The organism is Nostoc sp., assembly GCF_036916975.1.
Lineage (GTDB): Bacteria > Cyanobacteriota > Cyanobacteriia > Cyanobacteriales > Nostocaceae > Nostoc.
Genome location: NZ_JBALFF010000032.1, coordinates 78,620 through 98,020, shown reverse-complemented (window position 1 = coordinate 98,020; position 19,401 = coordinate 78,620). Strand labels below are relative to the sequence as shown.

The 19,401-nt window shown below is 40.9% G+C and carries 16 protein-coding genes; 8 read left to right on the top strand and 8 right to left on the bottom strand.

Annotated elements, in window-relative coordinates:
• Positions 1-131 precede the first annotated feature (131 nt).
• Complete coding sequence (gene trpB / locus V7K73_RS06610; protein ID WP_334878272.1) at positions 132-1,367, bottom strand: tryptophan synthase subunit beta; 1,236 nt, start codon at positions 1,365-1,367, stop codon at positions 132-134.
• Positions 1,368-1,598: 231 nt separating this feature from the next.
• On the opposite strand from trpB, the gene V7K73_RS06605 reads away from it, so the two are divergent.
• Together V7K73_RS06605 and V7K73_RS06600 are read left to right on the top strand one after the other, a co-directional pair.
• A complete protein-coding gene (locus V7K73_RS06605; protein ID WP_334878271.1) occupies positions 1,599-1,946 on the top strand; it encodes a translation initiation factor in 348 nt (115 codons plus the stop codon).
• 141 nt (positions 1,947-2,087) lie between these two features.
• On the top strand, positions 2,088-2,246 hold the full coding sequence (locus V7K73_RS06600) for a YqaE/Pmp3 family membrane protein (protein WP_012410519.1): 159 nt from the start codon (positions 2,088-2,090) through the stop codon (positions 2,244-2,246).
• A 372-nt stretch (positions 2,247-2,618) separates the two neighbouring features.
• Here the strand turns inward: V7K73_RS06600 and V7K73_RS06595 are convergent, their stop codons facing one another.
• Positions 2,619-3,287 (bottom strand): carbonic anhydrase, encoded by a 669-nt coding sequence (locus tag V7K73_RS06595; protein ID WP_334878267.1) that lies wholly within the window; start codon positions 3,285-3,287, stop codon positions 2,619-2,621.
• A gap of 655 nt (positions 3,288-3,942) precedes the next feature.
• On the opposite strand from V7K73_RS06595, the gene V7K73_RS06590 reads away from it, so the two are divergent.
• Entirely contained in the window at positions 3,943-4,149 is a 207-nt protein-coding gene (locus tag V7K73_RS06590) for a hypothetical protein (protein WP_334878265.1), read from the top strand.
• Positions 4,150-4,219: 70 nt separating this feature from the next.
• Here V7K73_RS06590 and V7K73_RS06585 read toward each other — a convergent pair whose 3' ends face one another.
• Positions 4,220-4,837, bottom strand: coding sequence for a DUF29 domain-containing protein (locus V7K73_RS06585; RefSeq protein WP_334878263.1), 618 nt, complete (start codon positions 4,835-4,837; stop codon positions 4,220-4,222).
• A gap of 208 nt (positions 4,838-5,045) precedes the next feature.
• The gene (locus tag V7K73_RS06580; protein WP_334878261.1) at positions 5,046-6,155 is read right to left on the bottom strand and encodes an S-(hydroxymethyl)glutathione dehydrogenase/class III alcohol dehydrogenase; all 1,110 of its coding nucleotides are present in this window, start codon (positions 6,153-6,155) and stop codon (positions 5,046-5,048) included.
• 285 nt (positions 6,156-6,440) lie between these two features.
• On the opposite strand from V7K73_RS06580, the gene V7K73_RS06575 reads away from it, so the two are divergent.
• The 4 genes from V7K73_RS06575 to V7K73_RS06560 all read left to right on the top strand — a co-directional run bounded on the left by V7K73_RS06575 (position 6,441) and on the right by V7K73_RS06560 (position 13,258).
• On the top strand, positions 6,441-7,724 hold the full coding sequence (locus V7K73_RS06575) for a valine--pyruvate transaminase (RefSeq protein WP_334878259.1): 1,284 nt from the start codon (positions 6,441-6,443) through the stop codon (positions 7,722-7,724).
• Between the two features lie 295 nt (positions 7,725-8,019).
• Positions 8,020-8,607, top strand: a complete 588-nt coding sequence (rimM, locus tag V7K73_RS06570; RefSeq protein WP_334878257.1) for a ribosome maturation factor RimM — start codon at positions 8,020-8,022, stop codon at positions 8,605-8,607.
• 384 nt (positions 8,608-8,991) lie between these two features.
• Positions 8,992-11,373: a phosphoketolase family protein gene (locus V7K73_RS06565; RefSeq protein ID WP_334878255.1), complete on the top strand. Its 2,382-nt coding sequence runs from the start codon at positions 8,992-8,994 to the stop codon at positions 11,371-11,373.
• Positions 11,374-11,671: 298 nt separating this feature from the next.
• A complete protein-coding gene (locus tag V7K73_RS06560; protein WP_334878253.1) occupies positions 11,672-13,258 on the top strand; it encodes a DUF1565 domain-containing protein in 1,587 nt (528 codons plus the stop codon).
• A 344-nt stretch (positions 13,259-13,602) separates the two neighbouring features.
• Here the strand turns inward: V7K73_RS06560 and V7K73_RS06555 are convergent, their stop codons facing one another.
• Positions 13,603-14,379 carry a Uma2 family endonuclease gene (locus V7K73_RS06555; RefSeq protein ID WP_334878251.1) on the bottom strand — a complete coding sequence of 259 codons (777 nt, stop codon included), beginning with the start codon at positions 14,377-14,379 and terminating at the stop codon, positions 13,603-13,605.
• Between the two features lie 56 nt (positions 14,380-14,435).
• On the opposite strand from V7K73_RS06555, the gene V7K73_RS06550 reads away from it, so the two are divergent.
• A complete protein-coding gene (locus V7K73_RS06550) occupies positions 14,436-14,612 on the top strand; it encodes a hypothetical protein (protein WP_334878249.1) in 177 nt (58 codons plus the stop codon).
• Here the strand turns inward: V7K73_RS06550 and V7K73_RS06545 are convergent.
• The 3 genes from V7K73_RS06545 to V7K73_RS06535 form a co-directional block, all read right to left on the bottom strand.
• On the bottom strand, positions 14,599-17,049 hold the full coding sequence (locus V7K73_RS06545) for a hypothetical protein (protein ID WP_334878247.1): 2,451 nt from the start codon (positions 17,047-17,049) through the stop codon (positions 14,599-14,601). The two genes, V7K73_RS06550 and V7K73_RS06545, sit on opposite strands and share 14 nt — an antisense overlap.
• Before the next feature lie 362 nt (positions 17,050-17,411).
• Positions 17,412-18,248, bottom strand: coding sequence for an S-formylglutathione hydrolase (gene fghA / locus V7K73_RS06540; RefSeq protein ID WP_334878245.1), 837 nt, complete (start codon positions 18,246-18,248; stop codon positions 17,412-17,414).
• A 108-nt stretch (positions 18,249-18,356) separates the two neighbouring features.
• Complete coding sequence (locus V7K73_RS06535) at positions 18,357-19,154, bottom strand: ion transporter (RefSeq protein ID WP_334878243.1); 798 nt, start codon at positions 19,152-19,154, stop codon at positions 18,357-18,359.
• Positions 19,155-19,401: the final 247 nt, after the last annotated feature.

The following is a 19,401-nucleotide window of genomic DNA, read 5'->3' as shown; positions in this document are numbered from 1 at the left end:
AGGTACTGAACCCCATCCCCAACTCCCTCCTCGCTTGCGAAGAGGGAGATATGATCTACTCATTTGATTAGGAAAAGCTATAAAGTCTGACTTTCTCAATTACAAATTATGAATTACGTTAGCGAATATGTTTACGCATCATTTAATAACTTGGCTACTGTTTGTACATCCTTATCGCCACGTCCAGAGCAGTTAATTACAATCCGGGGACTGTCGGTTAGTTGGGGACATAGGGTTTCGAGGTAGGCGATCGCATGGGCTGTTTCTAATGCTGGGATAATCCCTTCCAATTTTGACAATCGCTGAAATGCCGCTAAAGCTTCTGCATCCGTCACACTATAGTATTCAGCGCGACCAATATCTTTCAAATAACTGTGTTCTGGCCCCACACCGGGATAATCTAAACCTGCACTAATTGAGTGTGCCTCAATGATTTGCCCATCCTCATCTTGCAGAAGATAGCTCATTGCTCCGTGGAGTACACCAACTCGTCCTTTTGTCAAGGTTGCCGCGTGTTTTTCGGTATTGACACCTTCTCCTGCTGCCTCAATCCCAATGAACCGTATAGAAGGCTCATTCATAAACTCATAGAATAGTCCCATAGCATTGGAACCACCACCTACGCAAGCCAAGAGAATATCAGGTAATACACCCCACTTTTCGATTGCTTGGGCGCGAGTTTCTTGACCAATTACTGCATGAAAATCACGTACCATCATCGGGTAAGGATGGGGACCTGCTACCGAACCGAGAATGTAGTGAGTTGTTTCTACATTTGTCACCCAATCGCGGATTGCTTCAGAAGTGGCATCCTTGAGGGTTCCAGTTCCCGCTTCCACCGGACGCACTTCTGCCCCCATCAACCGCATTCTGAACACATTTAAAGATTGGCGTTCCATGTCATGAACGCCCATGTAAATTATGCATTCCAGCCCAAAACGAGCGCAAACTGTAGCTGTAGCAACTCCGTGTTGTCCAGCGCCCGTTTCGGCAATAATCCGTTGTTTACCCATGCGTTTTGCCAATAATACCTGACCAAGGGCATTATTAATTTTATGAGCGCCAGTATGATTTAAATCCTCGCGTTTTAAGTAAATTTGCGGCCCGGTGCGATCGGGTCGGGCATAATGAGCAGTCAGGCGTTCAGCGAAATATAATGGTGTGGCACGTCCTACATAGTCCCGTAACAATTGCTGTAGTTCTGCTTGAAAACCAGGGTCATTGCGGTATTGCTGATAAGCTGTTTCTAATTCAGTAAGAGCAGGCATCAGCGTTTCAGGTACATACTTACCGCCGAAGCGTCCAAAGCGACCTAGCGTATCGGGAACCTGAGCAGTTAAATTTGGAGATAGGGGAGTGATAGTCACGGGTTATTTTCAATGAAGGGAATGACTTAATTATTATAGAAAGTCTGAGGCATATCTAGCTTATACCTGGGGACTAGAAACTAAATTTTTCATTCATACTCAATGCCCCATGCCCAATTAGTTTGAATCCGTCGCAATGGATTTGTGATGTTAGCCTAGAAATTGATATCCCAGCAGAATGGTTGCGTAGAGGTTTCCACTGCCTTTGAAATTTTCTTAAATATTGATTTTATGTCTTCTTCAAATCCCAAATCTTCCGATAAAGGCTTTGTCTACCGCGAATTTGGCAACGACAACTCCGCCGCCATAGAAAGACCAATTCCAGAACTCCCTGCACAACAACAAAATCTCAAAGTACAAGCTTCCCGCAAAGGACGCAAAGGCAAAACTGTTACAGTGATTAGCGGTTTTCAAGCCAAACCAGAAACTTTGGCTGATTTAGTGAAGCAGTTGAAAACCCAGTGCGGCACAGGTGGGACACTTAAAGATAACGAAATTGAAATTCAAGGCGAACACAAGCAGAAAATTGTCGAGATTTTGACCAAACTAGGTTACAAAGCTAAAGTTAGCGGTGGCTAATCTTGAGTGCGGTTTACCGCATCTTAACCGTGACCTAGATTGAGACAGGGAATGTTATCTTTGAAAGGTACAAATATGCTTGAACAGTGGTAAATTAGTTTGCCAACAAGCTGTTTTTTGTGAGATGAATAGGAGGTTTAAATGGATTTAGTTCGGATTTTGTGTGCCATTTTCGTGCCGCCTTTGGGAGTTTTTTTGCAAGTAGGTTTTGGTATAGATTTTTGGATTAATATAGTTTTGACACTTTTTGGTTACATTCCTGGGATTATTCACGCAGTATGGATAATTGCTAAGAAATAATTCTTTGTAGGGGTAGGTTTGAGGCTCTGCATAAGTAAAACGGCGTAAATAATTAAAGGTTTGTAGTAAGTTAGTCGCTCAGGGGGTTTATCCCATGAGCGACTAACAAACCCGTTGGGTAAGAACTTTAGTCCGAAAAGAAGGACTGAAGTCCTGACTACGAACTCAATTACAATAATTTTACATTACAAAACACATAGTTCGATTTATTCGCACCGACTTACTTATAGTGATAAATTGAGTCAGAGCCTCAATGAATACATTTCTATGCAGAGGGTGAAAACAAGGAAAATAAATTACCTGCAAGGTGACTACCTGGGGTAAAAGTTTGGAATCTAAAGATGTTGGCTTTTGTCTGTCGATAATACCAAATTAAGTCTCATTTTTTAACATAGCATAGAGTCTAAACTCTAGAAGCAAGGGGCAAATGTGCAATTGCCATTGCACAGTTGAGACGTTCAAATCTTTGATTAACCCAGTGCTGATATCTAATACCCAGCCATGAACCATAGGCGCTTTTCGCTCATAGAGTACCTGACGCATGATGGAAGTTTGGTAAAGATTTTTTACTTGCGCTACAACGTTCATTTCTGCCAAACGATTCAAACGTTCTTCTCTTGTTGGCAAGGCATCAATTTCTTCTTGTTTCTGTAAATACAGTTCCCGAATCGGATTTACCCAGTTATCAAGAATTCCGATGGTTCTCCCCTCTAAAGCCGCTTTAATTCCTCCGCAATCGTAGTGACCACAAATGATAATGTGTTCCACTTGAAGATGTAAAATTGCGTATTCTAAAACCGCTAAAAAGTTGATATCTGTTAGAGAAATCTGATTGGCAATATTACGGTGTACAAATAACTCTCCGGGTTCTGTACGAGTAAAGCTTGTTAATGCCAGACGACTATCAGAACACCCAATGTATAGAAAAGGTGGTGTTTGTCCGCCTGATAAGTCTTGAAAGTAAGTTGGGTCTATAGCTAGTTTTTCGGCAACCCAAGCCTGATTATTTCTGAATAGTTCATCAATGCTGTTATATTTCATCTTTCGTCAAATTCGAGAGAGAATCTCATAAATATTTTAGCTTATCTACAGTTTTCTATAAATCAATATGAACTTTTTCCGATCTAAAATTTTTATAAAGCTGACATTTTTTATCCGGTATTAATAAAATTATTGTATAAATTATAAGCAATTGAGTGAAATGTTATACCAATTCTGTATGAAGATGCGCTAAACCATATTTAAGTACAAGAAAGAAAAACGAACCGCAAAGTCCGCAAAGAACACAAAGAAAGAAAGAAAGAAAGAAAGAAAGAAAGAAAGAAAGAAAGAAAGAAAGAAAGAAAGAAAGAAAGAAAAAGTTAAGAGGGTTTGGCGCAGCCTCACAAAGAAATGGTATTAGAGGCAAAATAACTATAGCAGTTCTTATTTACATGAAGTACATTTTTAAAGCTCACCCCCAACCCCTCTCCGATGCTTTGGAGAGGAGAGTATTTGCGTAAGCGGATATCGGTTGAGGTTCAGACTGTATTACACCTAAGTTAAAACTGCTATAGCAATCCTGAATGATTCGTGAGAAAATACTTAAGAAGAATATAAGTAATATTTGCGACTATAAAGGGATTGTGGCAATGTGGATGCGTTAGCGAAGCTCACCGAAGGTATCGCTAACAGAGTTTATCGAAAATAGCCTAAAATGAAGATTTACCCTGAAAATCTTGCCTCTCGTCTCGAAGACTTGTTTCGTCATGAAGCCCCTGTAGCTGTCAATGAACTTGAAGCATTGGTTCGAGAAACCGTAGAGCTTGTGGAGGTTAATATGCAAAGAGTGGATACTGAAGAAGCAAGACGGAGATTAGGGTGGAGACAGCAGCCGTGGAAACTGCGCGAATCAGATCGGTGAAAATTTCAGCTAACAACCGTGTTGCAGCCCTTTCTCGTTGCGTAAGCGTAGCCCGTTTTAAACATTGCTTTCATTGCATTAAATCATCTGTTGCAGGCTCACCCGGATAAAAGCGATCGCTCAGAATTTTCTCAAAAGTATACAAACGTTGATGGGGAAAAGTTGAGAGTGGCAGATTTGTTTCTCCTGATGCTAAATCCCTACCGTTGTCATAACATTCCTGAAGTGCTTCTTCAAGGTAAGGTTTCAGGCTAGGATTTTCACTTAACAACTTCAGAATTTCCCGTCGTTGTACTCTAATTGTCGCTAACCAACTACGACTTCGTTGCTTAGGTTGATATTCCCATTTGAGCAAATGTTCAATTAATATATTAAGGCGATTTCTCAATTCTTGGCGTTCCTTTCTTCCCAAAGATTCAATTTCCTCAATTAAATTTGGCAAGTCAAGCTGGTTCCATTGGTGATGACGCAGAAAGTTAGCTTGTTCTTGAGTCCAAATGTAGAAGTCTGTTTCATAGAAGTTTAGCATCAGGTTTCCATCAGTTTGTCTGGTTTGTGGTGTTTGTATAGTGGGTTCAAAACCTGGTGAACCTTCCTTAATTCTAGGGCGCTTTAGCCTAGACCAAAGTCTTTTAACAAGTTCCGAGCTATTACGCCGTAAGCCTCTAGACTGGGAACGAAACGACACAAAACTTTAGGCTTTTATTAGTGGCATTCCATCAGCTAAGTAGGTCGGCGAGAAAAAACCAAACTATGTAACGAAAAGTAAAATCTCTGTATTTGGCTCGTAGTTGCGCTTTAGCGCTAAAGCGCAACTACAAACCAGTAGATAATTATTTGCGCCGACTTACTTCCAAAGACTTTTTAATTACGAATTACGAATTACGAATTACGAATTAAAAAGTCATCACACTCCGAATTGATTCACCTTTGTGCATCAATTCAAAAGCATGATTAATTTGTTCAATAGGCATTACATGGGTAATTAAATCATCAATATTTATCTTACCTTCCATATACCAATCAACAATTTTTGGCACATCTGTACGTCCTCTAGCACCACCGAATGCTGAACCTTTCCAAACACGCCCAGTTACTAATTGAAAAGGACGAGTACTGATTTCTTGTCCAGCCCCAGCAACCCCAATAATCACGCTGACACCCCAACCTTTATGGCAGCATTCTAATGCTTGACGCATAATTTTGACATTACCGATACATTCAAAACTGTAATCAGCACCGCCTTTTGTTAAATCAACCAGATAGGGAACTAAATCACCCTCTACTTCCTGGGGATTGACAAAGTGCGTCATGCCAAACTTTTCGGCTATTGCGCGTTTGTTGGGATTAATATCCACCCCGACAATCATATTTGCCCCTACCATTCGCGCCGCTTGGATGACATTTAAACCAATACCACCCAAGCCGAAAACCACGACATTTGCTCCCGGTTCCACCTTGGCAGTATTGATGACTGCACCAATACCAGTAGTTGCACCACAGCCAATGTAACAAACCTTATCAAATGGCGCGTCTTCCCGAATTTTTGCTAAGGCGATTTCTGGTAGCACCGTATAATTGGCAAAAGTGGATGTACCCATATAATGATGAATCATTTGCCCATCAATGCTAAAGCGACTAGTGCCATCGGGCATGACACCGCGTCCTTGAGTTAAGCGAATCGCTTGACAAAGATTAGTTTTTAAGCTTAAACAATATTCGCACTGGCGGCATTCGGGAGTGTATAGGGGAATTACATGATCCCCTGGTTTGAGACTGGTGACACCAGCGCCTACTTCCACTACCACACCAGCACCTTCATGTCCCAAAATTGCCGGAAACAAACCTTCGGGATCGTCACCAGATAGGGTAAATGCGTCGGTATGACAAACTCCGGTGGCTTTCACCTCAACTAAGACTTCCCCAGCTTGTGGGCCTGATAGTTGAACGGTTTCAATTGTCAACGGCTTACCTGCGCTGTAAGCTACTGCTGCTTTAACTTCCAACGTCAGCACTCCTAATATAGTTATTTAAAGTTATCCCCACTGCTGAAGCATGGGGATTCTTTCACTTAAACATATTGAAGGCATGATACACTTTTGTATCACTTAATTGTATTTACTAAGCGCGATCGCCCCTATAAAGAGAAATATTACTTTGTTAAGATATCATTCTCTAGCTAGATTGGTTAAAGGCGGCAACAGCTGTTTTGACAACGATGTAAACTGGATGTCAGCAGCAATCCCCAAATAATTTGTCCACCCCTTGATTAATACATTTTGTCACAGCTTATGAACCCTGCCCTAACTCAAATTGGCGCTCAAATGTCCAACCTGACTGGCGTCAGAGCAATCATGAAGGATATTATCGAAACATTACGAGCGGGTGCAGGGCAGCAGTTTATTAATTTGAGTGCTGGTAATCCGTTGATTTTGCCAGAAGTAGAGCAATTATGGCGGGATTGTACTGCACAGCTTCTTGCAAGTCCAGAATATGGTGAGGTAGTTTGTCGCTACGGCTCAAGTCAGGGCTATGCACCGTTAGTTGAAGCGATCGCTAATGATTTTAACAAACGCTACGGGTTAAACTTAAGCGATCGCAATATCCTCATCACCCCCGGTAGTCAAAGCCTTTACTTCTACGCTGTCAATAGCTTCGGTGGCTACACCCCTAGTGGCGAGTTAAAACAAATCGTTTTGCCCCTCAGCCCTGACTACACAGGTTATGGCGGTATTTGCTTAGTTCCAAAAGCCTTAATCGCCTACAAACCGACTCTCGATATTGATGAAGCCGCCCACCGATTTAAATATCGCCCCGACTTCAGCCAACTCTCGATTACAGAAAATACGGGTTGTGTCCTGTTCTCTCGCCCTTGTAATCCCACTGGTAACGTCCTGACTGAGGATGAGGTAAAAAAAATTACTGCCCTAGCTGCGCCTTACAATCTGCCAGTGTTAATTGACTCAGCTTATGCGCCTCCCTTCCCAGCATTGAACTTTACCGAAATGACACCAGTGTTTGGTGATAATATTCTCCACTGCATGAGTTTATCGAAAGCGGGATTACCAGGAGAAAGAGTTGGTATTGCGATTGGGGATGAAAAGTGGATTGAAGTGCTGGAGTGTTTTCAGGCAAATATGAGTCTCCATTCTTCACGTTACGGCCAAGCGATCGCAGCTTATGCAATCAATTCTGGTGCTTTAGTGGAAATTTCTCACACTGTCATCCGTCCCTTTTACCAAAATAAGTTTACCGTTTTAGAAGCCAGCTTAGAACAAGCGATGCCCAAGGATTTACCTTGGTTCCTCCATCGCGGTGAAGGAGCAATTTTTGCTTGGTTGTGGTTACAAGATTTACCCATCAGTGATTGGGAATTTTATCAGCTAGTTAAGCAAGTAGGTGTGATTATTGTCCCAGGAAGTAGCTTCTTCCCCGGTTTAGAGGAAGAATGGGCGCACAAACACCAATGTTTCCGCATCAGCCTCACCGGTAGCGATGAAGAGATAACTACTGCTATGCAACGTTTAGCAAAAGTGGCTGAAGAAGCTTATAAAGGTGCGGCGGTGAGTGCTTAGTAGGGGGAGTTAGGAGTTAGGAGTTAGGAGTTTGGAGTTAGGAGTTTGGAGTTAGGAGTTTGGAGTTAGGAGTTTGGAGTTAGGAGTTTGGAGTTAGGAGTTAGGAGTTAGGAGTTAGGAGTTTGGAGTTAGGAGTTTGGAGTTAGGAGTTTGGAGTTAGGAGTTTGGAGTTAGGAGTTTGGAGTTTGGAGTTAGGAGTTAGGAGTTTGGAGTTAGGAGTTTGGAGTTAGGAGTTTGGAGTTAGGAGTTTGGAGTTATAAGAATTTTTTCCCCAATGACAAATGACAAATGAAAAATGACAAATGACAAATCAGATAATTGGCTAGAAATTGGTAAGATTGTTTCCCCTCAAGGATTGTCTGGAGAATTACGGGTTTATCCTGTATCTGATTTTCCCGAAAGATTTGAGGTGGCGGGAAAACGTTGGTTGTTGCGTTCAGGTGATACAGAACCGCAACCAATCGAATTATTGACGGGACGTTATATCAGTAACAAAAACTTGTATGTAATCAAATTAGCTGGTGTGGAAAATTGCGATCAGGCGGAGGCGTTGCGCGGTTGTAAGTTAATGGTGCCAGCAAGCGATCGCCCCCAATTAGGCGAAGATGAATATCATGTCCTCGATTTGATTGGCTTGGAAGTCTTCATGCAAGCATCTGGCGAACTCGTTGGTACGGTGGTAGACATCATCCCGGCTGGCAATGATTTATTAGAAGTCAAGTTGCACCCATCTTTTGCTAGTGACAAACAACAAATGACAAATGACAAAAAACAAAAGACTGTTTTGATTCCATTTGTAGAAGCGATCGCACCAGTAGTCGACTTGAAATCTAATCGCATTGAAATTACCCCACCACCTGGATTATTGGAAATTAATAACTAGGTCATTCTTTGATCTACCTCTAGCTAGTTTCGCTCCACTTCATACTCCAAGGGTAAATTATTATGTCTCCCCTCTCCCATATTTGGGAGAGGGGCTGGGGGTGAGGGAAAAGATTTAAGCACTCATTGAAAGTCCCTAAAAGTAGCATTAAAGTACACTTTAGAACTAGATAATTATAATGAATAAAATGCCGATTGATAGTATCAATTAGTAACGTAAGCGTAGCCAGTTGTAAAGATTGCTCTCCATCCTGTGCCTAAAAGCAAGGAATTTAATCACAAAGGCTAGAAAAATTCATCATGAGTTAGATGGCCAAAATCTTGAAAATAAGTAAAATTAAATACTGGTGAATCCGTCAAAATCTTTTTGTAATGGAGTGTCGAAATGACATTAGCCAGTCCTCCCCAAACAAAGCCTTTAACAGATGAAGAATTACGTAAGATAAACGCCTACTGGCGTGCAGCTAACTATCTTTCGGTTGGGCAGATATATCTACTCGACAATCCGCTACTGAGAGAACCGCTAAAGCTAGAACACGTCAAACCCAGGCTTTTGGGTCACTGGGGAACAACACCAGGGCTGAACTTGATTTATGCTCACCTAAATCGGGTCATCAAAAAATATGATCTAAACACGATCTATATTGCTGGCCCTGGTCATGGAGGCCCTGGACTGGTAGCCAACACCTACCTAGAAGGCACTTACACCGAGTATTATCACAACATCTCCCAGGATGCTGAAGGAATCCAGAAACTCTTCAAACAATTTTCTTTCCCTGGTGGGATTCCCAGCCACGTTGCACCAGAAACCCCCGGTTCCATCCACGAAGGCGGGGAATTAGGTTATGCCCTCGTCCATGCTTACGGTGCTGCCTTTGATAACCCTGACTTGATCGTTGCTGCTGTTGTGGGAGACGGCGAAGCTGAAACAGGTGCTTTAGCAACTAGCTGGCATTCCAATAAGTTTCTTAACCCCGTGCATGATGGGGCTGTACTTCCGATCCTCCACTTGAATGGGTATAAAATTGCTAACCCAACAGTACTCGCACGCATCAGCCATGAGGAATTAGAAAGCTTATTTGTAGGCTACGGCTACAAGCCCTACTTTGTCGAAGGTGACGATCCCGCAGATGTCCATCAGCAGATGGCGGCGACTCTAGATATAGCGATCGCTGAAATTCAAAGTATCCAAAGAGAAGCCCGCGTACACGGTTTCACTAAACGTCCCCAGTGGCCGATGATTGTCTTGAGAACGCCCAAAGGTTGGACAGGGCCAAAAGAAGTCGATGGCAAAAAAACCGAAGGTTCTTGGCGATCGCATCAAGTTCCTTTTGGCAATATAGCCAAACAGCCAGAACATCTAAAACTCCTAGAAGATTGGATGAAGAGTTACAACCCAGAAGAACTCTTCGACGCTAACGGTAAGTTGATTCCCGAACTAGCAGAACTGGCTCCCAAAGGTCATCGACGCATGGGTGACAATCCCCACGCTAACGGCGGTATTTTGCTTTGCGACCTGAAGATGCCGGACTTTCAAGACTATGCTGTAGATGTTCTCAAACCAGGGCAAGCGATCGCAGAAGCTACTCAAGTTACCGGAAGATTCCTGCGGGATATCATGCAACTTAACCAAGAAAGCCGCAATTTCCGCATCCTCGGCCCCGATGAAACGGTATCAAATCGCTTAGGCGCTGTGCTAGAAGTTACAGACCGAGATTGGGCAGCCGAGATCCTCCCAGAAGATGACCACCTTTCCCCCGACGGTCGGGTGATGGAAGTTCTCAGCGAAACTAATTGTCAAGGATGGTTAGAAGGCTACCTTCTCACCGGCCGCCACGGGTTTTTCTCTTGCTATGAGGCATTTATCCACATCATTGATTCGATGTTCAATCAGCACGCCAAATGGCTGAAAACGACCAGACATATTCCCTGGCGTAAACCAATTGCTTCCCTCAATTATCTCCTCACCTCCCACGTTTGGCGGCAAGACCACAACGGTTTCTCGCACCAAGACCCCGGTTTTATTGACCATGTAATCAACAAAAAAGCCGAAATCGTTCGCGTGTATTTGCCCCCCGATGCCAACACTCTGCTATCGGTAACTGACCATTGTTTAAGAAGCCGCAACTATGTTAACGTCATCGTTGCCGGAAAGCAACCAGCATTGCAATACCTAAATATGGATGCTGCTATCAAGCACTGCACCAAAGGCATCGGTATTTGGGAATGGGCAAGCAACGACCAAGACGGCGAACCAGATGTAGTCATGGCTTGCGCTGGGGATATTCCCACCTTAGAAACTTTAGCGGCTGTGGACATTCTGCGTCAGCACTTCCCTGAGTTAAAGGTGCGGGTAGTAAACGTAGTCGATTTGATGACATTACAGCCAAAAAGCGAACATCCGCATGGTTTGAGCGAAAAAGACTTTGAAACGATTTTTACCACAAACAAACCAATTATCTTTGCATTTCATGGCTATCCTTGGCTGATTCATCGCCTAACCTATCGCCAAGCCAACCATGATAACTTGCATGTGCGTGGCTATAAAGAAGAAGGAACTACCACCACTCCCTTTGATATGGTTGTGCTTAACGATCTAGATCGCTTTCATCTCGTGATGGACGTAATCGATCGCGTACCAAAACTAGGATATAGGGCAGCTTATGTCAAACAGGAGTTGGAAGATAAGCTAATCGAACACAAACATTACATTGAGAGGTACGGCGACGATATGCCAGAAATTCGTGATTGGAAGTGGCCCTATTAACTAATTACTAATTCGTAATTCGTAATTCGTAATTGAATTCTTTACTACGAATTACGAATTATTTTAACCTCTTATCTCTGTGTTCTCTGTGCCTCTGCGGTTAAGAGTAATTATTTTAACCGCACAGGCACAGAGAACGCTGAGAAAAACAATCTTATTTTACGAGTCACCCTCAAAGGGCTAATTCTGATTACGCTTCTGTCGCAGTGAGGAGTACTTTAAGTTACTTAATGCATCAAACGCTACCCACTTTGATGGTTAGCGCTAGGATAGCTATGTATTTTATTAAAGTATAAATATGGCTCAAACTTTTTATGTAAATTCCGTATCAGGCAAAGATACCAACCCAGGTAGCCAACAAGCCCCCTTCAAAACTATTACGCAAGCCCTTAAGGTATCTACAGATAACACCAAGATTCAACTAGCAGAAGGTAATTACAATGCAGCTAGCGGTGAAGTCTTTCCGCTAACGGTTCCATCTGGGGTGAGTGTGGTGGGTAATGAAACCAATAAAGGCAATGGTATTTTGATTGAAGGGAGTGGTAGCTATTTGAGCCGTACTTTTGCTGCTCAGAATGTCACATTTGTACTGCTGGATAAAGCCGAAGTGCGGGGAGTGACTGTAACAAATTTAGCTAGCCGTGGTAGTGGTATCTGGATTGAATCAACTGCCCCTACTGTTGCTAATAGCACCTTCAGCAACTGTAAGCGGGAGGGAATATTTACTACAGGCGAGGCTAATCCAGTTATTCTAGGTAATGTGTTCAGTCAGAATGCAGCCAATGGAATTGCGATCGCTAAAAATTCTAAAGGTCAAATTATAGATAATACCTGCTTAAAAACAGGTTTTGGCATTGCCATTAGTGATACTGCATCACCCACCCTTCGAGATAACAGAATTTCCGAAAACCGTTCTGGAATTGTCATCTCTGGCAGCGCTCATCCTGTATTGCGTAACAATGTCTGCGAAAATAACACTGACGATGGGATCACAGTAATCGGAACTGCCCTACCGGATATCGGCAGTACCAATAACTTAGGAGGCAATACTCTACGCAATAACGGTAAATTTAATTTGCAAAATGCCAGTTCTAACAAGCTGGTTTCTGTGGGAAATAAAATAGATACGTCTAAAGTCACAGGAAATGTAGAGTTTGCAGATAGTTCGGTTCCAACACCTACACCCACACCCACGCCAACACCTACACCCACACCCACGCCAACACCTACTCCAACACCTACACCCACTCCCATCCCAATACCTACTCCCATCCCAACACCTACTCCCACTCCCACTCCCACTCCCACTATAGAATTAACCGATATTACGAATCATTGGGCAGGTGGCTTTATTCGGGAATTAGTCAAATTGGGGATAGTTAATGGTTTTCCCGATCGCACATTTAAACCGGATGCTACGATGACACGGGCGCAATACGCTGCATTACTGGTAAAAGCTTTCAACCCATCGTCAAACCGCCCCGCGATCAAATTTAAAGATGTATCAGCAGACTTCTGGGCATCTAAGGTAATTCAGCAGGCATATCAAGGTTCATTTCTCTCTGGTTTTCCTGACAATACCTTTGTCCCTAACAAAAATATCCAGCGCGTGCAAGTGATTGTCTCCCTAGTGAATGGGTTAGGGTTATCTGCTGATGGTACAGCATCTACCAAAACTTTTGATGACCAAGCAAAGATTCCTGAATATGCTAAGGATGAGGTAGTAAAAGCTATAGATAAGGGGATTATCGTCAATCACCCGAACCTCAAACAACTTAATCCTACCCGCGATGCTACACGCGCTGAGGTAGCGGTAATGGTCTATCAAGCCTTGGTAGACGCTGGTCGTGTAGCGGCGATTGACTCGCCTTATATTGTTGCTTAATTGGAAAAATAATTTGTTTTGCAAAATTGCATAATTTTTGTAAGGGCAATTCATGAATTGCCCTTACAAAAAGGGTTCTAAATTAGGGAGCATCCCGTCAGGTGCAAAAACCTTGATAGCCCTCATCCCCTAACCCCAAATCCCATATTTGGGATTCGGGGAACTAGAATTATGTCTCCCCTCTCCCATATTACGGGATTCGGGGAACTAGAATTATGTCTCCCCTCTCCCATATTTGGGAGAGGGGCTGGGGGTGAGGGAAAAGATTTAGCCAAAATTGGGATGCTCCCCTAAATTAAGCAAAGTAAATTCATACTTAATTTGAAAAACGCAGTTTTTAATTACTACTCGAACGGAGGCAAATTATTTGGGTCAATACCCTGAGATTGCAAATAAGCAATCAGTCGTTCTTTTTGCTGGCGTTCTTGTTCAGCGCGTTGGCGTTCCTGTTCAGTACGTTCGCGTTCTTGCTCAATCTGTTCGACAGCCCACGGTAACAAATTACCAGCTTGATCCCACCAGCGTAACCAATAGCCAGTGCGAGCTTCTTTTGTTCCTTGCCAAGTTCCCAAAAATAAGCCCATTACATCAATCCAATGACGACCATTTTCGTTAGGTTGCTTTAACTCATAACGTTTATTTTCCAGTTGATAATATTCTAATAAACCGCCATCGGGTTCAAAAATTATGTAGATGGGAATCTGCAAAATATGCTCGTAGAAATACCATTTTCCTGGTGGATAAGCTCGCTTTACCGAATATTCTCCACCCTCAGTATCAGATAGAAATTCGATAGCGATCGCTGGAATATCCCCTTCTAAATTGGGTGTATAACTTTTACGATTACCCACAACTTGATTCACTGATGGCACATAAACCCAGTCTGGTGCTTTGGCAATAAATTGGCCGTTCACTGTCGCACAAAGACCAAAGTTGGAAGCTATCAACATTTGGGGTTGGATGAATCCACTGATTTCTAAGCTTTCCCGCAAAGCACCAGCCAAAAGTGGCTGAACTGTATTCTCTACTGGTTCATCCTCTAGTTTAAAATCCTTGGGTAAGGCTTCCCAAGATATTACCACTTCAGTTTGGGATTTGGCTTCACTGAGTTGGGTTGCCATAAACACAGTATTAATTTATTTTTTATCTTATCGCTTCTAGGACGGCTATAGAGGCGATGACAAGATCAAAAAAAAGGGACTGGGCGCGATCGCAATTCCTCGGAGGTTGGCTTGATATAAAAAAACCCAACATCCATTGGTTTCTACTCAATGATTGCGCCCTAACTCAAGTCGCCTGTGATTTGATTGTCGATCCCCTCAAGCAGCAACTCCCCATTCCTACTCCTTGGTAGCAAACCATTGTAGTAACAAAATTTTCATAATATTTGTTACAGTTTTTAAAGTTTTTAATTCGGGTATATCTGGTTTTAATTGTTCTGCGATCGCTAATTTTTGTTCAGCTTGTGCAGGTTGAAAATTATATAAATAAACAAAAGCTAAATAAACCCATGTGTAAGCATTTTGAGCATCATATTTAGTTAATTCTTTTAAATTTTGGATTAATTCTGGGACTTGGCGCTGTAAAAGTTGTGATAAGACTAAAGTGTAACGCCAATTTAAGTTATTTGGCTCTGTTTGCAGATAATAATTAGCCGCAAAATCAATTTGTTTTAAATAATCTTGAGTAGGATCGTATTGATTGAAATGAGCTATCTGCACAAATATATTATTTATTTTACCCTGTTGTAACTCTTCGGCTAACTGTGAAGTGCGGGTAACTAAATCTAAAGCTGGCGATTTTTCTACTGTTCCTACATCTGTCACATTTACAGTAATATCTGGAATATTTAAAGATGTGATTTGCTTGTTTCTTCTATCTAAATATAGTGCTGATAGATGATATTTTCCTAGTGGTAGTGTTTTAGGAATAAATGTAGCTAAGGCTTCTTTCACCCGGAAAGTTCCTTCAGGATGACATTTGATGCCACAGTATAAATTACCCAAGCCAATGCCATGATCGTGATACCAAGATGATTGGCTATTTTGCCATCTTAACAGTAATATACCATTTTGCAAATCATCCCATGAGCCTGTTATTTCATAATTTACAGGGTTATTTTTACCTAAAATTAATTGCTGAGAAATCGCCACTTTTTCTAGCCTAATTGCAGAATCACTATTACTTATTTTTTCAACAGCTACAGGAGGATTTTTACAGTTATATAATCGCATTTTATCTCCATGAGGTAATATCCAATCGCCCTGTAATTTCAAATCAGTAGAAGATTCGACTAAAGATTTTAATTTCCGTTTAGTCTCTCCACTTTCTCCAGGTTTATATGGTTCATTATCTCTAGTAATATACCAACAAAAATATTGTAAATCTTGCTCTATCTGAGATAATTTTGTTGTTAATTTTCTGCCGGATACGCGAAAATCTGCTAATGCGCCAAAATAATTTAAAGTAAACTCATTTATCTGAGGTGTAGAAACAGGAATTCCCCCTAAATTCGACCTTAAATATAAATTTGTTTCGTTGATTCTCTCTATTAGTTTCTCCAGAGGATATTTTTTAGCATCATTATTAGGTAAATGTCTACCACCCCATGCTTGAATTAGGGGTAATGGAAACAAATTATTGAGTAAAACTATGAAACTTAATACCAGAGTGGCTAATCTCAGTCTCTCAAAATATATATTTTCAATTAAGTTGAATAAATCCGCCAATATTAAACTAATTACAGGGAAACATGGCAGAATAAATCTAATGTCTTTATTTGTAGCCAAAGAACAAATTATATAGCTACTTACTAACGTAACTAATAACCAAATTCGAGCCGATTTATAAAGATTTACTGAAATTAAATTAGTAGTAAATTTATATTTAATCAGATAAACCAATAAAATGCCAATACTCACGCATAATATTGGCAACCCAACGGTTTCTGGGATTAGTTGTGGATAGTATAACCATCCAGCAATAGTTGCAGCAGAAGGATCGCCCTCGCTTTTTCCGACTTGATTAGCGTTTAATGCCGATGTAATAATTGTTAACCAATTTAAGCCATACCAAAAACTACAAATTAACCAAGCTATTATCAAAGATAAGCAAGCTTGAATTAACTTGATAAATTTGCGTTTTCTAATAAAACTAATTAATGCCCAAATGCTAGGAACTAAAATAAAAATAAAACCTGTAGGTTTAGCCAACAATATTAAACCTATTCCAATGCCCAATAAAATAGTTAACCCCCATGACAAAAACCCAATATAACTATCTTTCCAAATAGTCAAAACTGTAAAAGTTACTGTAACAATTGCTGTCAAACCATAATCTAATAAATAATCTGTCCGAATAACTCCCAAAATAGGAAATAACAGACAAAATATGCTGGCAGTTATGCTAGTTTTTCGGTTTTTAAATAAAAAATTACCTAAATGATATACTGAAACTAGAATCATTGCAGTATACAATAAATTGACTAAACTTGCTTGGTCATATCCCCGTCCAAACAGCATCAAAAATGGAACAGTGCAAATATATACAAAAGGAGCGCGATAACTTGGAGTTAATTCCCACAGAGATAACCACCAATTTGCTGAGAAAATATTGAAGTTTTGAAAAACTATATAATGATGTAATGCTGTCGTTAAATGTGCGCTTTGATCGTAGGCTGGAATCGATTCATCTAATAAAAACCAAACTCTATCTATAGCTAATGCTATCAGCCAAATTACGAAGAGAATCATGTAATCTTTTCGATGCTGAGAATGGTCAAAATCACTCATATTTATTTGCTCAAAAACAAAGTTTAACCAATTATATATCTGTCATGTATCGCCGTTTCATTAACTATCGCCCAATACACTTGGCTTTCTAAAACAATTGTAGGTTGGGTTAAGCAAAGCACAACCCAACAAAGCCCCGTAAATATTGAGTTTTACTGCCGTACCCTTACGGGAATCTTGCTAAAACCAAGCTACATTGATAGATTTTATTAAAAGCGATCGCTCGAATTTGATATTACATTATTTGTGTTAGACTTTTACACCAGCGTATTTCTCGTAGTCTTGTTCAAAAATCAAAATAGAAACGTGGGGTTTAAATAGATGAAAACAGCTGTAATTAATAAAGCGATACCTACGGTAAGCTACGCTAACGCATGATGGCGAATATGATCTTCAATAAAACTAGAGATAAAATAATAACTGTGATCGTAGCCTTCTTGGTAACGCAAGTTTAGCGGCTGGTTAACATCTGCACAAGCTTGCTCAAACACCTCTGGTAGTAATTGTTCAGCTAAAAATTTATCAGCAGTCCCTTGATCAATCAGAATCGAACTGTGATATCCTACTTTTTTAACTAGTTCACTAGCATCATAATCACGCCAACTTTCTTGATTATTGCCGAGATAACCACTAAAAGCCTTTTGACCCCAAGGAGAACGCATAGATGCAGTAATAGGTGCAAAAGCCGATACTGATTTGTAAAGTTCTGGGTTTCTCATTGCACAGACAAGCGCCCCATGTCCCCCCATCGAATGACCGAAAATACCTTGTTTATCTGGTTGCGTGGGGAAGTTTGCAGTAATTAAAGCAGGTAATTCCTGGACGACATAACTATACATTTGGTAGTTTTTACGCCACGGTTCCTCTGTAGCATCAACATAAAAGCCCGCACCTGTGCCAAAATCCCAGTTATCATCCTCACCTGCAATGCCAGTATTACGCGGACTCGTATCTGGTGCAACCAATATCAAACCGTACTCAGATGCAAAGCGCTGCACTCCCGCCTTTACCATAAAATTCTCTTCTGTGCAACTTAACCCAGAGAGGAAATAGAGAATCGGTACAGGTTTTTGAGTTGCTTGTGGTGGTTGATAGACAGCAAAGCGCATTTCACCGTTACAGGTTGAGGAGGGATGACTGTAAAAGCCGAGTTTGCCACCAAAGCTTTTATATTCGGAAATGAGGTTGAGGTTAGACATTGGTTGTATTTTCAATCCTGAGCGATCGCCAGAGAAAGATTATTTTACCGTGAACTACCTGGTAATTAACACGCTATGCGCTTTGTGCTGACTACAAACTTTTCATTACTAGCTTGACAGAGTACTACGACTAGGTAACTTAGTCCCACACCTTTTACAAAACCCAGCATCTACATCATGAAAAGCCAAACCACAACCTGAACAAACTGTTTCTACCTGATTAGCAGTTTTCACAACTCGCTTAATTAAATCTCCCACTTGCCAAGGAATCAGCGCAATTCCTGTAAAAATCATCAGTACTGTTAGCAAGCGCCCTAATTCCGAAATTGGAATAACATCGCCAAATCCTACAGTTGTCATTGTGACAACAGAGAAATAAAAGGCATCTAAAAACGTACCATAATTTTGAGGATTAACCGGATGCTCGACTTGATAAATTAAGCCAGAATAAATAAAAACAATTGCAAATAATGTAAATAATATTCGCGTAAAAATCATTCCATCTTCCGTACTGATAGTGGCGAATAGAAATTTCTTATCGATAAATCTGATTAATCGTAAAATCCGAAACCATCGCAGTAGGCGGATAAAGCTAATATCCACCATTCCGAGAAAGAATGGTAAAATCGCCATTAAGTCAATAATCGAATAAAAGCTAAAAATATACTTAATTTTGTTTTCCGCACTCCACAGACGGAGTGAATATTCCACCGCGAAGATGATAACGATCGCACTATCAACTAAATGCAATTGAAACCGCACAGAATCAGGAATATTATAAGTTTCTGCCACAAAAATTCCTGATGATACTAGCACCATAGCGGCAAGTGTTAAATTAATCGCTTTACCTAATGGTGTTTCTAAGTCTTTTAAGTAGAATTCTGTTTCTTGTCTGCTCAGTAACATATTCGACCATTAACTCATCTTAATTCCCACTTATAGCATTATAAATAGGGCTATTTCATTCTAAAATGTGACGTTTTCAAAGTCCCTCTCCCAGACTTGGGAGAGGGATTTAGGGTGAGGGCAAAAACTACGGTTCTCAACTTAAATCGCGTTTAAATTCTTATTTTTCTGAAAAAGATTTCTAAAAACTGCCGTAAAAATAGAATGAAATAGCCCTGGCATTAGAAATAGGATATTATTAATCATT

Bases quoted from the DNA above. Each gene is read 5' to 3' on its own strand.
- V7K73_RS06605 (WP_334878271.1), top strand. From the start codon at position 1,599: ATGTCTTCTTCAAATCCCAAATCTTCCGATAAAGGCTTTGTCTACCGC.
- V7K73_RS06600 (WP_012410519.1), top strand. From the start codon at position 2,088: ATGGATTTAGTTCGGATTTTGTGTGCCATTTTCGTGCCGCCTTTGGGA.
- V7K73_RS06595 (WP_334878267.1), bottom strand. From the start codon at position 3,287: ATGAAATATAACAGCATTGATGAACTATTCAGAAATAATCAGGCTTGG.
- V7K73_RS06590 (WP_334878265.1), top strand. From the start codon at position 3,943: ATGAAGATTTACCCTGAAAATCTTGCCTCTCGTCTCGAAGACTTGTTT.
- V7K73_RS06575 (WP_334878259.1), top strand. From the start codon at position 6,441: ATGAACCCTGCCCTAACTCAAATTGGCGCTCAAATGTCCAACCTGACT.
- rimM (WP_334878257.1), top strand. From the start codon at position 8,020: ATGACAAATGACAAATCAGATAATTGGCTAGAAATTGGTAAGATTGTT.
- V7K73_RS06565 (WP_334878255.1), top strand. From the start codon at position 8,992: ATGACATTAGCCAGTCCTCCCCAAACAAAGCCTTTAACAGATGAAGAA.
- V7K73_RS06560 (WP_334878253.1), top strand. From the start codon at position 11,672: ATGGCTCAAACTTTTTATGTAAATTCCGTATCAGGCAAAGATACCAAC.
- V7K73_RS06555 (WP_334878251.1), bottom strand. From the start codon at position 14,379: ATGGCAACCCAACTCAGTGAAGCCAAATCCCAAACTGAAGTGGTAATA.
- V7K73_RS06550 (WP_334878249.1), top strand. From the start codon at position 14,436: ATGACAAGATCAAAAAAAAGGGACTGGGCGCGATCGCAATTCCTCGGA.
- V7K73_RS06545 (WP_334878247.1), bottom strand. From the start codon at position 17,049: ATGAGTGATTTTGACCATTCTCAGCATCGAAAAGATTACATGATTCTC.
- fghA (WP_334878245.1), bottom strand. From the start codon at position 18,248: ATGTCTAACCTCAACCTCATTTCCGAATATAAAAGCTTTGGTGGCAAA.
- V7K73_RS06535 (WP_334878243.1), bottom strand. From the start codon at position 19,154: ATGTTACTGAGCAGACAAGAAACAGAATTCTACTTAAAAGACTTAGAA.